Origin of the sequence: Lysinibacillus sp. Ag94 (genome assembly GCF_023242215.1) — a bacterium.
In the GTDB taxonomy this organism is placed as follows: Bacteria; Bacillota; Bacilli; order Bacillales_A; family Planococcaceae; genus Lysinibacillus.
On the sequence record NZ_CP096780.1, the window covers coordinates 2050763 to 2063940 of the forward strand.

General features: G+C 33.9%; 13 protein-coding genes and 1 pseudogene. 11 read left to right on the forward strand and 3 right to left on the reverse strand.

Features of this window, described 5'->3' with window-relative positions; genetic code table 11:
- Positions 1–102 precede the first annotated feature (102 nt).
- Positions 103–1764: a M28 family peptidase gene (locus MY533_RS09345; RefSeq protein WP_248718888.1), complete on the forward strand. Its 1662-nt coding sequence runs from the start codon at positions 103–105 to the stop codon at positions 1762–1764.
- 88 nt (positions 1765–1852) lie between these two features.
- Here MY533_RS09345 and MY533_RS09350 read toward each other — a convergent pair whose 3' ends face one another.
- Positions 1853–2791, reverse strand: coding sequence for a helix-turn-helix transcriptional regulator (locus MY533_RS09350; RefSeq protein ID WP_248718889.1), 939 nt, complete (start codon positions 2789–2791; stop codon positions 1853–1855).
- Positions 2792–3089: 298 nt separating this feature from the next.
- On the opposite strand from MY533_RS09350, the gene MY533_RS09355 reads away from it, so the two are divergent.
- Complete coding sequence (locus tag MY533_RS09355) at positions 3090–3539, forward strand: VOC family protein (RefSeq protein ID WP_248718890.1); 450 nt, start codon at positions 3090–3092, stop codon at positions 3537–3539.
- Positions 3540–3660: 121 nt separating this feature from the next.
- Here MY533_RS09355 and MY533_RS09360 read toward each other — a convergent pair whose 3' ends face one another.
- Positions 3661–4854, reverse strand: a complete 1194-nt coding sequence (locus MY533_RS09360) for a macrolide family glycosyltransferase (protein WP_248718891.1) — start codon at positions 4852–4854, stop codon at positions 3661–3663.
- A gap of 345 nt (positions 4855–5199) precedes the next feature.
- Between MY533_RS09360 and MY533_RS09365 the strand changes: the two genes are divergently transcribed.
- The 9 genes and pseudogenes from MY533_RS09365 to MY533_RS09405 all read left to right on the forward strand — a co-directional run bounded on the left by MY533_RS09365 (position 5200) and on the right by MY533_RS09405 (position 12402).
- Entirely contained in the window at positions 5200–6075 is an 876-nt protein-coding gene (locus tag MY533_RS09365) for a helix-turn-helix domain-containing protein (protein WP_248718892.1), read from the forward strand.
- A 154-nt stretch (positions 6076–6229) separates the two neighbouring features.
- A complete protein-coding gene (locus tag MY533_RS09370) occupies positions 6230–7024 on the forward strand; it encodes a MerR family transcriptional regulator (protein WP_248718893.1) in 795 nt (264 codons plus the stop codon).
- Between the two features lie 283 nt (positions 7025–7307).
- Entirely contained in the window at positions 7308–7910 is a 603-nt protein-coding gene (locus MY533_RS09375; RefSeq protein WP_248718894.1) for an NDxxF motif lipoprotein, read from the forward strand.
- 168 nt (positions 7911–8078) lie between these two features.
- Complete coding sequence (locus tag MY533_RS09380) at positions 8079–8912, forward strand: CPBP family intramembrane glutamic endopeptidase (RefSeq protein WP_248718895.1); 834 nt, start codon at positions 8079–8081, stop codon at positions 8910–8912.
- A gap of 440 nt (positions 8913–9352) precedes the next feature.
- Positions 9353–9667: a thioredoxin family protein gene (locus MY533_RS09385; protein ID WP_132358515.1), complete on the forward strand. Its 315-nt coding sequence runs from the start codon at positions 9353–9355 to the stop codon at positions 9665–9667.
- A 258-nt stretch (positions 9668–9925) separates the two neighbouring features.
- Positions 9926–10135: a hypothetical protein gene (locus MY533_RS09390; protein WP_132358513.1), complete on the forward strand. Its 210-nt coding sequence runs from the start codon at positions 9926–9928 to the stop codon at positions 10133–10135.
- Between the two features lie 64 nt (positions 10136–10199).
- Complete coding sequence (locus MY533_RS09395) at positions 10200–10577, forward strand: SET domain-containing protein (RefSeq protein WP_132358511.1); 378 nt, start codon at positions 10200–10202, stop codon at positions 10575–10577.
- Between the two features lie 388 nt (positions 10578–10965).
- Complete coding sequence (locus MY533_RS09400) at positions 10966–11478, forward strand: GNAT family N-acetyltransferase (RefSeq protein WP_248718896.1); 513 nt, start codon at positions 10966–10968, stop codon at positions 11476–11478.
- Between the two features lie 400 nt (positions 11479–11878).
- Positions 11879–12402: pseudogene (locus tag MY533_RS09405) on the forward strand (GNAT family N-acetyltransferase).
- An 18-nt stretch (positions 12403–12420) separates the two neighbouring features.
- Here MY533_RS09405 and MY533_RS09410 read toward each other — a convergent pair.
- Positions 12421–13178, reverse strand: a 758-nt coding sequence (locus MY533_RS09410; RefSeq protein WP_248718897.1) for a hypothetical protein, incomplete at its 5' end; no start/stop codon positions are given.

Below are 13178 nucleotides of genomic sequence, written 5' to 3' on the forward strand. Positions count from 1 at the left end.
TAGTGTGGGATTGCGAAATAAATGGAAAATAAACCATATGATAGGGCTAGGTGGCCATGAAATTTGGTATTAAATAAATAAAAAGAATGAGGAGAGTAATAGGTGAAAAAAAGAAGATTGCTTATTTTTGCGATATTACTAGGTTTGTTAACATTATTTATAAGTTTTAGCCAATTTTTAAGTCCTTCATCAGAAGAAATGGGGGGAACTGAAAAGGATTTTTCATCAGAACGAGCTCTTGATTATTTAAAGGAAGTTGCAAAGGAACCACATCCAATGGGCTCTCCTGCAAATAAAAGGGTCAAAGATTATATTGTCAAATACTTTCAAGGTATAGATGTGCCTGTTGAAATTCAAGCGAAGCTAGTTAAAGATATTAGAGATGAGAAGTTTGCTGCGGAAATAGGTCCAGAGACTGTTGAAAATATTATTGCGAAAATCCCGGGAACTTCAGGAGATGACCATGCGATTTTATTAACAGCTCATTATGATTCTGTATCAGAGGCCCCAGGAGCTTCTGATGATGGTTACGGCGTTGTCACAATTTTGGAGACTGCAAGAGCGTTAAAACAAATGCCGGCACCTAAAAATACAATCTATTTTGTGCTAACAGACGGAGAGGAGGTAGGTTTACTTGGAGCGAGTGCTTTTAAAGATCGAACGGATGTTTTAAATAAAATAAGTGTAATGTTAAATTTCGAAGCAAGAGGAAATACAGGGGTACCGATTTTGTTTGAAACGAGTCCAAATGATTTAAAGTTAGTGCAATTGTATAAAGAGACCGTTCCATACCCCGTGGCTTATTCATTTGTTTCTGAAATGTATAAAAGGATGCCGAACGATACAGATTTTACTGAATTTAAAGTGACAAAAAAATTAGGATATAATTTTGCCAATATGAATGGATTAGAGGCGTATCATACGGAGATAGATCGTGTGGAAAATAGTGATGAGGGAACAATTCGTCACTTTGGGAGCTATGTTTTTCCTTTAGTGAAAAAGTTTATGATGATGGATGCAAAAGAGTTTAAAGTCATAGAAGAAAGTAAAAGTGATGCAATTTACTTTCCACTAATGAAAAAGATAGTAGTCGTGTACTCTGAAAAGGTAGTCATCCCATTGATGGTTGTTTTACTAGTCCTAACAGCTGCGATATTCTACTACTGCTTTAAAAAGCAAGTGATACAAATTAAGGGTTTTGTTTTAATTTTCTTTGCGATGATAGGTAGTCTTGTTGCCATTTTCATCTTCTATTTCCTTTTAGTTCATCTCTTAACTATCGTATTTTACGGTGGAATAAATGAATATAGTATGGTTATGTTTGGTACTTATGATACGACGATTCTTACGTTGATGCTCCTACTCGCTATTGTGTTCAGTTTCTTTTTTACGAAGTGGATTGCGAAAAAATGCAGTCTAGCGAATTTCGTGATGAGTACGCAGGTATTATGGATTTTGTTGGCCGTGATGACTAGTTTTACGTTCAAAGGTGTTAGTTACGCATTTACGATCCCAGCGATCATTAGTTTACTGTTGATTTTACCAATTGTATTAAAAGCGAATTGGGCTATTGGCGTATACCGTTATATAGCAGTTGGAGGATGGACAGTTCCAAGTATTCTATTACTTGCGCCAATTATGTACTTGATGTATGTTGCACAAACAATTAGTGTTGCACCTATAGTTGCAATTCTAACAGCATTAATCACATTCCCGATAGTAGCGATTGTAAATTGGTTAAAGACAGATGATGGTAAAGCATAGCTGTGTTTTAAAAAAGAGGAGAAAAGTGCTTTTCTCCTTTTCTTTGTTTGATTAAAATCATTTATACTCAGCTGGGCAACCCAAAAAATTATAATTTTTTGAAGTGATCTAAGAGGCTTTCTACTTTAGCTTGAATACTTTGTTTTAATGATTCAGGCTTCACTGAAATAATAGTTTGACCGTACCTTATAAAATAGTTAGCGATAAACTCCTCTTCGCCAGGATTATAAAATCCCTTCACGACTGTTTTATTTTCAAGTTCTAATGTCATGGAAGGATAATGTTCTTTATAAAAAATATCCTTTGCTGCTGCTAAAATTTCTACCTCAAAGTCAATACTCTCCTCGGATTGATAAATTTCTAATGAACGATTAATAAGTTCATCTAAAGAAAAGTGAAAGTTTATATCCTGTTCTTCAATAAAAGTGATTCTATCACATCTGAAAACTCTATATTTTTTTGTATTGAAGTCTATTCCAGTAGCGTACCATTGACCAAACCTAGCGGAAATTTTGAAAAATTGAATATGGTAATTTTTTTGCTCGTTATTTTTCAAATAATGAATCTTACAGCTACTTTCAGTAAGAATACTTTTTAAAATTTTATCTAAAAAACGGCTAATATTATTATGCTGATTTACTTCAAATTGAAGAACTTTTTTCATTTTGTGAATTTGTTGTATTTGATTGTTAGATAGACAGTTTTCGAACTTTTCATTAAGTTTATGAACGCTTAAATGGAATGGGGTTGATTGATAAGATTCTAATGTTAGCATGGCAAAGTACAGAGCATATACTTCATCAATTGTAAAAATAATAGGGGATAACAGTCTATTTTTTAAAATACCATAACGTCCATGCCTACCATGCTCAGCAAAAATAGGCATACCCAATTGTTCTAATGAACTAATATCACGAAGAGCCGTACTTTTGGAAATATTGTATTTAGCCATTAGATCACTTAAATTAAAGTACTCATGACTATTCAAATATCTAATCATGTCATTTAATCTTTCTGATTTTTTCATGTGAATCTCCTAATAATTTCGACGGTCATGGCGTCTGGATTTTGAATTGTACGAGCACAATTCATTCCCTTGAAAATCCGTGACATCCGCCGGAGGCTTTATCTTCATTCAGTAGCTGTTGGGAACACCCGAAAAAAGGATTCATATCTGCAATCATCGCAAAATCTTTGGAAAAGTAGGAGTCTTTTACTGAATAAAGGTATCATATTTTGATACCTTTATATCTTAAAATAAGGTCAAGGTAATATCAATTGATAGGATATTTCCTAAAATCAATATTTAAAGGGAGATTGATACTTTGAGTACAACACTAGAAGTAGCCGTTTTCTTATCCATGAACGGCAAAGCTAAGGAAGCGGTTGATTTTTACAAAGAGCATTTTAATGCGCAGGAATTGTTATTCGTTACCTATGAAGACATGGCAAATCATGATAGCTCGCTGCACATTACTGAGGAGAATAAACACTATATTACTCATTCTGTCCTAACAATTGGGAAAACAAAGATAATGATGGCAGAGAATACAATGGATGTCACAGAAAAATATGTAGTAGGGAACAACACCTCATTGTGTATACAAAGTGCGAACTTAGAAGAAATCAAACATTTTTACAAAAGCTTGACGACAGATGAGAGAGTAAGAATTATTGTTCCGTTATCAAGTAATGTTTTTAGTAAAGCATATGGGATACTTGAGGACCCGTTCGGTATTCAAATACAATTAATGTTTGATGATCGATTACATTAAAAAATGGTGATTCGTAGCTCCTCCTTTTTCAAAGTACGTGCAAAAAGCTGGGATGTTGTCCTAGCTTTTTTATCTACATAAAAAAAGCCACCAATGATGGTAGCTAATAAATTTATATATCCTATTGACTTGTAAATTTGAAAATCTCATCGACAGCTTTGTGATACCCACCTGATTTTTGGAAGGAGTCTTTAATATTTGCAACAGCTATATGGAAGGAAGGGGTGTTTAACACATGATTTGCAGTTTCATATAGTTGAGTTGCCGTCAAACTTTCCATTTGTAATTGAATACCTGCTCCGATAGTGGTTACCTGCTGAGCGATTAAAGGCTGATCTGCACTAAGTGGGATAACGATTAGCGGAACCTCGTTATAGAGCGCTTCATTCGTACTGTTCATGCCGCCGTGTGTGATAAATAATTTAGTGTATTTTAGCAATTCGGTTTGTGGAACATAAGGTTTTACAATGAAGTTGTCAGGAATTTCTCCCAATTCATCAAGTTTTGTTTGTCCTCCAATAGACATAACAATGGTATGCTCAGTATTTCCAAATGCTTTAAAACAAAGTTTATAGAAATCAATAGCTTGATTTAAGACTGTACCGAGTGAAATGTAAATGGGGCTTTTACCTTCGATTGCAGTAAAGTCGAAATCTTCTTGTGTGGATCGTGAAGAAATGGATGGGCCTACAAATTTATAGGATTGATCAAATGCTTCTCCGTTAAGTTGAAATTCCCTCGTTGTATAAACGATTGTAAGTGGTGCGGGATTACAAAAAACTTCATAAGGTGAATGGATTTCAACGCCATATTTTTCTTTAATTTTTGCTGTTAGCTGTTGAAAATCATCGTTCACCTTTTTTAAAACTTCGGTTGGAATATTTTTTGAAAGATGTTCTAATGTTTTATCAAATGATTGTTTAGTCTCGGCAAAAGATGTACATGAACTGATTGCTGGAAGCTTAAGGATTTTGGCAAGTAAATAGCCACAGCCAAACATAGAATCGTGGATGATGTAATCAAAATGTTCTCCTTTAATCTGTTCAAGAACGCTAGGTATGACGACATCTGCAGTAAGTAAAAGTCCATTGACCCTTTCAAGTAAATGATTTCTTCCACCTGAAATAAAAGCTTGGATAAATTTTTGACCATCAAATGTGCGCACAGTCGCTCCCGTCTGCTCAATACGCTCTCGAAAAGCTTCAATCGTAAAGAACACGACCTCTTCTCCACGCGAAATTAACTCCTGCACAACGCCAATAGTTGGATTGATATGTCCTTCTGATCCACCGTTAATAAATAAAACACGTGCCAATTCTACCACTCCTTCGGTAAAGATTTTTTTAGATTGTGTAAGAGTAATGGATACTGTCACTTATCATTGCTTAATTATGTTAAAGCAGAATAAGTTCTTTTAGCAAGTTTAAGCATTTATCTTTTTTAGGTGGATAGCTTAAAGTGAAAGGCAGAATGGTAAAAGGAGTAAAATAGTCACTTGCTATTATACCCGTAGTCGAATTTTACACATGAATTAAAGTGTCGTATTTAATTGAAGATGTTTTGTTAAAGTATTTGCGGTTTTGAAAAATATCGCAAAAAAAGTCAAAAATTATTAATTTTTATTCGTTATGATTATAAGGGAAGAGGAGGTGAAATACCGTTGAAAAATGATTGGCTAATTCAAAAAACAATAAATTGGATTGAATCACATTTACATGAGCCAATTTCCGCCAATGATATTGATGCAGTAAGCGGATTTTCAAGATATCATTTTCACAGAGTTTTTCAAACCTCTGTTGGCATGTCTGTCACGGAATATATTCGAATGAGGCGACTTGCAAATGCTGCAAGTATACTTCTTCATACGAATGAAAGAATTATTGATATCGCGTTCTATTATCAATTTGAGTCACAAGAATCCTTTACACGAGCATTCAAAAAACTATATAGTTTGCCACCAGGGCAATACAGAAAAGTAATGAGAGCTATGAGAAAAAACAAGGAGGAATCAATAATGGAAGAAAAAATTAAAGGCTGGTTCATAAGTGGGAGTCATCCTTATAATTATGAAATAGGAATAGATCAAGAAACTGTTCATCAAGGAAAAGCATCGGGATATTTAAAATCAAAAACGGTTCGGGATCCAGATGAATTTGCAACAATGATGCAACAATTTAAGGCAAATGAATTTAGAAATAAAAGAGTTAAACTATCGGGGTTTATTAAAACTGAAAATGTTAAACAATTTGCGGGACTTTGGATGCGAGTAGATAATGCATCGGAGGATATTTTGCAATTTGATAATATGAGTGATAGACCAATCATTGGTACAAATAGTTGGAATCGATATTCTATAGTTCTGGATGTACCAGAAAATAGTGCAATAATATCGTTCGGTATTTTACTGACAGGAAAAGGAGAAGTTTGGCTGGATGGGCTTAGTTTTGAAGTAGTTGATAACGATATCCCTACAACCCACATTTGTTTTGAAAACCATCTTTTAGAGGAACCGACAAATTTATCATTTGAAGAATAAAGGTTTTTAAAAACCTGGAGCTGTTTCGACGGCTCTTATTTTTATTTTTTTAGGAAAATAATTACTGAGTATCATCTGGCATCTCTAATTTTCGAATGGTATTATATGGTTATGTAGTTCGAAAAAGATTTTGCATCAAAGGTAGGAGAGGAAAATGTACACAATTGGGCAAGTAGCTAATTTTTTAGGTGTATCTAGAGATACGTTGAAATTTTATGAGGAAAAGGAATTAGTAAAGCCAAAGCAAAATATGGAGAATGGATATAGAATTTATAATCGTTTTGATATTTATGATATAACAACAGTCAATTTCTATAGAGAAATGGATATTGAAATTAAAAAAATTCAGGAATTAAGAAAAAGTAAGAGTATTGAGGGGATACAATTATTATTAGAAGAGAAAGAACAAGAGGTTTTACGGGAAATAGAATATAAAAAACTTCTATTAAAAAAGCTTCATATAGTAAAAGAAGATTGTGAGAATATTAAACAATTTTTAGGGCAATACATAGTCAAGGAAATGAAACCTTTAGAAATAAAGGGGGAAATAGAACATTATACTGCATATGATGAATATGACACTTTAAAAAAGAATGTGGACAGTTTAAAAAAAGCAGTTACGCTCACATCTTTAAGAAGAGTCATCAACTTTAATGAAGAAGGTATTATAGAAGATAAGTTTATCATTGTAAGAAAATTGGAAGACTTGGATGGAAAAATAGACGGTGAGATCCTATCCCATCCAAAATGTATTTATACAATAATTGAAGATGGAAGATGGTCAACTGGCGGAAAAAATATTGATCAACACGTGGAAGCGAGTTTAAGAAAAATCGCAGTAGAAAAAGGGTATGAACTTTTGGGACAAGTTTATATAAACCTATTACTGACCACTTATGAAGATGGACTTGAACGGGTATTTTTAGAGATTTATGTACCTATCAAGTGAAACTTATTAGTTCCCTCGCTTTACTGAAGAGCCATACTTTGTTCATTTTTATCAAGGGAGAGCCCTTTATATAGGGGTTCTTCCTTTTATTTGAAAAAATACTTGCGGAATTTAAAGTCATAGTGTACTATTTAACTAGTACACTAGGGTGCGAAGTGTATAGCCTGTAATCATTTATTGTAAAATGGCTCGATCATTAAGGAAGTAGAGACGATTTCGTGAATGAAGGTGAATTATAAGAAAGGTCAAATTAATGACAAGATGGATGAAGAAGGAGATACATATGAAAAGATTTACTTTATTTTTATTCATGGTGTTCACGATTGTATTGATGTGTGCTTGTTCACAAGAAACAATGCCTAACGAAGAAAACAATAAAGAAAGTAAGGAAAAACCTGTTAACAATGTACTCGTTAAAATTCCTGACGATATTTTTGTTTCTAATAAAAAGAATGAAACGATTAGCGAAGAAGAAATGAAAGCCAGTATAAAAAAGTATATGGATTATAGTCATGTGTTAGACAGAGAAATGCAGATAATTGTTTCTACATATGAGGATGCTTCTAAATCTGATCAGGAAAAATTACATACTTTAGTAGCTGAAGGGGAAAAGAATGATGCGAATTTCATTGATTTTATTAGTAATAATACTATCCCTGATGATTATAAAGAACCTTCAAAGACAATCTATGAATTTGTTTCATCGATCAGAAAAACGTTAATACAATTTGAAGATGAAATTGTTGGGATGGTCGAAAATGGTAACCTTACAGATATATCAGATTTTGCTTCAGAGCATTTTACTAAAGCGAACGGAAGGCAGCAATTAAAAATCGAAAAATTTTTGGATGAGAAAAATATTAAAACTTCCTATTTCGATGAATAGATTGAGATTAGGACAAAAAGTAGTATAGTGTAAAACCCGAGCCATTTGTTCGGGTTTTTCTAAATATATTGCTTCATTTATTTGAAGGAAGTGTTGACCTGAGAGTAACCCCTAGGTTTAAGCTAAAGGTATCTTAAAACGAAATTTAGTTTGAAACGGGGAATATGTATGAATAGAGAAAAGAAACTTAAAAAACCGGTAGCAAGTTTTATTTTACTAACCAATATCATTTTTTTGCCACTTTTTTGTCTTGTCGGAGCCACAAGAGTGTTAGGATTTCCTAAATGGATTTTTGATGTAACGCTCTGTATATCAGCTTGGTCCTCAACCTTTGCTTTTGCCATATTGTTTAAAAAAATCTATCCTAGGCAAAGTTTTATGCAATTTGTTAAAGAGAAATTTAACAATAAGCTTAAGTTTTCGGTGATTCTTTCTGCGATGCTGATTCAAACATTTATATTTTTGATGATTGTTTTTCTCGTATCGAAAAACAATGAAGTAGACTCTGTTTTTACGATTTCTTCATGGGGAATGCTGATCTATTTCTTTTTTAAAAACCTACTTTCTGGGCCGCTAGGTGAAGAACTAGGGTGGAGAGGATTCGCTCAAATGGAGCTTCAAAAGAAGCATTCGCCATTAAAAGCTTCGATAATCATTGGATTTTGGTGGGGGATGTGGCATCTTCCTATTTGGTTTACTACAGGGTATATGGGCATGGATTTACTCAAATATATACTATTTTTTATGATTGCACTTATCTCCACTAAAATCGTCATGACAGCATTTTATAATTTAAATCAAAATTTAATCATTCCAATCATTATCCACCAATTATTTAATTTCTTTATTGGCTTAATAAATGGTAATTTATTGGAGCTAATCATGTACAGCGCAATTCTTTATTCAGTAGTAGCGGTTTTACTCATCGTGATCAATCCAAAAAACGTATTGTATGGAAAAGAAGATAGAACTATTATTAATGGAAAGCATTACATGGTTTAGAAATAGAGGATTAGTGATCGCCATAAATGGTCATGAACTTTCTGCCTCGACATTGAAAATATAACTGTCATTACTAAATCCATTCAGAACCTTCATGGTGAGGATGGCTATTTAAACAAAATTATTTTAGATCACGACTTGAAATAAAGTACCAAACTTTGTGCGTCCGAACCGATTTCCAGAGTAGCTTGGCTGTCATTTGAAAAACAATGATAGCTTTTTTGTTGATAAGGTAGGGCGTACATCACAGGAAAATGTTTTGCAGTGTGGGAGACAGCTAAAGGTCAGTCTTCATTAATAGATACAATGGCAGTTGTTTTTGCTCTATTGTGGACATTAAAGGTCTTTAATGTGTGATGAAAGGGAGAGTAGGGTCTAATAATAATTTTAAGCATATTATAACTTCAAGATTTTTATTTTCACAAGGGAGGAAAAGAATTATGTCGATTGTTCATGTAACAACAAAGAAAGAATTAAGAGAACAATTAAAAACTAAAAAAATTGTGTTATTAAATTTTTGGGCGGAGTGGTGTGGCCCATGTAAAATGCTTGCAGGGGTTCTTAATCAACTCAGTGAAGAATTCAGTGGTAAGATAAAAATTATAAAGGTAAATGTAGAAAAAAGCCCAGATATTGCAGCAGAATATAAGGTAATGGGAATTCCTTATTCCCGTTTGTTTATTCACAATAAATCATCTGAACCCATCATTGGATATGTCCCTTTTGAACAACTTAAGCAGATGATTGGTATTTGATGTATGGAATCGGCATAATAAATCTTTCTTGGTGGAACTTATAACAAAGAAAGGCTGCCAATAATAACGTTTTGGGATTAGTAACCGAAGACGTATCAATTTTTGTAGTGAGGCGTTAGATGAAGGTATTTTGAATCTGTTTTATTATTTACCAGTTCATGTTATAATGAATAGCTTAAGGTAATGAAAGAAGTTCCTTATAACTGAACGGACGCTAGGAAAGCCTCCGCATGAGATAAAATATAGAGGTGTAAGAGATTGAATAAAAAATGGACGATTGATAAAATTAAAGAATTTGTAGAGAATAATTCAGAAAGTAAGTTACTAACGACTGAATATCACGGTTTCTCTCAAAAATTACTATTAAAATGTGCATGTGGTAGCAATTTTGAAAAAACATTTACAAAATTTAAAAATAAAAATCAACGTAAATGTGAAGTTTGCCAACCACCAAAAGAATCACGCTAATTATGATACGACATATTAGCTATACGTATTACAGAATATATTAAAAGTGAGTAGGAGAACAAACATGATAGAGATAAAAACATCTCCTTTAAGTGATGGAGAATTCAATAGAGGGGTATTTGCAACATGTGATATCAAAAAAGGAGAGCTTTTACACGAAGCACCTGTTATTTCTTATCCAAACGAACAGCACCAATACATTGAGCAAACTTTACTCGGTGATTATGCTTTTGAATATGGAATCGGTCAATCAGCTATCCTTCTTGGTTATGGAATGTTGTTTAACCATTCTTATGAACCTAATGCAACTTATGAGATTAATTTTAAAAATCGCACATTTGACTTCTTTGCTTACACAGATATAAAAGCTGGAGATGAAATTCTTATCAATTATAATGGCGACGTTGATGATAAAGAGCTACTATGGTTTGATCAGGAATAAAAAGGATTTAAAATAAATCAGGGCGTTAATCCAATAAGGATTGACGCTCTTTTTTTGAGGTTATTGACCTTTGCAAGTAATTTAACTTAGGATTCCTCATGGCACCGAAAGGAATATTGAAATCTGTTGCTTATGTAATTGTTTGTATCCTATTATTGTTTTTTTTTTAGTGATTATGGATATTTTGATGTCCGGTCTAGTTAATATTGATTAAAGAAATTCGCTAATATTTTAAAAGTGTCTTCTTCAATTAACGGGGTTCTTTACTTGAAGATCATTGAGTTGCATCTGCAGCTCTTTTTTCTTTATTAAATTAACTGTGCAGGATAATTGAACAAGCAAGTTGTATTATATATTAGAATTGAAAGAAAAGTGAGGAGGGTTTTTCTTGATTTTGAAATCTGAAATATTAACATTTAGAAATACCGAATTAAGGGATATAGATTTTGTTTGTAGCTTAGAATCAAATGAAGAAAATGCAAAATTTATCATCCCATGGTCTAAAGAAAAGCATGAAAAGGCAATCGAAAATACTGATATATTACACTTGATTGTAGAAGGTGGGAAAGGAAATCATCCAGTAGGCTATATGATTATTGCTGGATTAGAGAATCCTGATTTAAGCATCGAGCTTGTAAGGATTACTATTAGGGATAAAGGAAAGGGTTATGGGAAGGAATCAATCAGACTTATTAAAGAGTGGGTATTTACGAAACATAATGCTAATCGTCTATGGTTAGATGTAAAAGTAAACAATTTGCGTGCCTTTAATCTTTACAAAAAACAAGGATTTGTGGTTGAGGGAACATTAAGGGAATGTATAAAAAATGATAAAGGTTTCGAGTCTTTATATATTATGTCTATATTAAAGAATGAATTTGAAAAAAGTAATCAAGGCTAATGTATTACTTCACGAACGGGGTGCCTTACTTGAAAAAAATTGAGTTGCATCTGCAGCTCTTTTTTCTTTATTGAACAACACAGGATAGTTGGATAAGAGATTTATTGACAATAATTACAATTTTATATAAAAATTCTAAATGCATCAAGCGTTGATGAGAATTTGCTGAAAAGGAGTAATAGTGATCTTAATGAAAAAAGCCTCTGACATCTTACCATTAACTGGAAAAAAATAGGATCGTGAGACGGGTTCTGACGATATTAAGTAGGGTAAGAGGTTGATATGGTGACATATCAATAAACTAAGTTGGTTCTAGTCTTCAAGAGGAATGTCTTGGGAGGGAGAGTTTTTTGTTGTAATTTTTATTTATCTAGAAATTGATTTGAAAGGGGAAAATGAAATGTATAATCCTTTACTATTAGATATTCCAACACAATTAACAACAGAAAGGTTAATTCTTCGTGCTCCAAATTATTCTGGAGACGGAAATATTGTTAACCAAGCAATTAGAGATTCCTTTACTGAATTAAAAGCGTGGATGCCCTTTGCTCAAGAAATTCCTAGCATTGAAGAAACAGAGATTAACCTAAGAAATGCTTATATCAGCTTTTTAAAAAGAGAAAGCCTTCGTTTTCTTATCTTTCATAAGGAAACTGATGAATTTATTGGAGTAGCGAGCTCTCAGGGGATTGATTGGGATATTCCAAAATGTGAAATTGGATACTGGATTAATTCAACTTTAATTTTGGATTAAATCAAAACTTATTCAAAAGAATTGAAATTAGGTGTGAATCAACAAATTATAAGAGTCGTTCCATTCCAGAAAAACTCGGATTTAAGTTAGAAGGAACACTAAGGAATGAAGATTTGTCAGCAGATGGATGTCGATTAACAGACACTTGCATTTATTCAATAATAAAATAACTTTGTGAATAAGTTCACTTAAACTAGGAATGGATTGTTTTGTAGAATGAGCATAAATTTAATCTCTTTAGTATCAAGGGTTCTAAAACAATAAAAAGAAGAGCCAGAGCGACGGAAAGAAGAGTCGAAGTGACGGAAAGAAGAGTCAAAGCGACGGAAAGAAGAGGCGAAGTGACGGAAAGAAATCCGAGCGACGGAAGGAAGAGGCGAAGCGACGGAAAGTAGAGCCAGAGCGACGGAAAGAAGAGGCGAAGTGACGGAAAGAAATCCGAGCGACGGAAGGAAGAGGCGAAGCGACGGAAAGTAGAGCCAGAGCGACGGAAAGAAGAGTCGAAGTGACGGAAAGAAATCCGAGCGACGGAAGGAAGAGTCAAAGCGACGGAAAGAAGAGCCAGAGCGACGGAAAGAAGAGGCGAAGTGACGGAAAGAAATCCAAGCGACGGAAAGTAGAGCCAAAGCGACGGAAAGAAGAGGCGAGGTGACGGAAAGAAATCCAAGCGACGGAAAGAAGAGTCGAAGTGACGGAAAGAAATCCGAGCGACGGAAGGAAGAGTCGAAGCGACGGAAAGAAGAGTCGAAGTGACGGAAAGAAGAACCAGAGCGACGGAAAGAAGAGTCGAAGTGACGGAAAGAAATCCAAGCGACGGAAAGAAGAGCCAGAGCGACGGAAAGTAGAGTCGAAGTGACGGAAAGAAATCCGAGCGACGGAAGGAAGAGTCGAAGTGACGGAAAGAAATCCGAGCGACGGAAGGTAGAGCCAGAGCGACGGAAAGAAG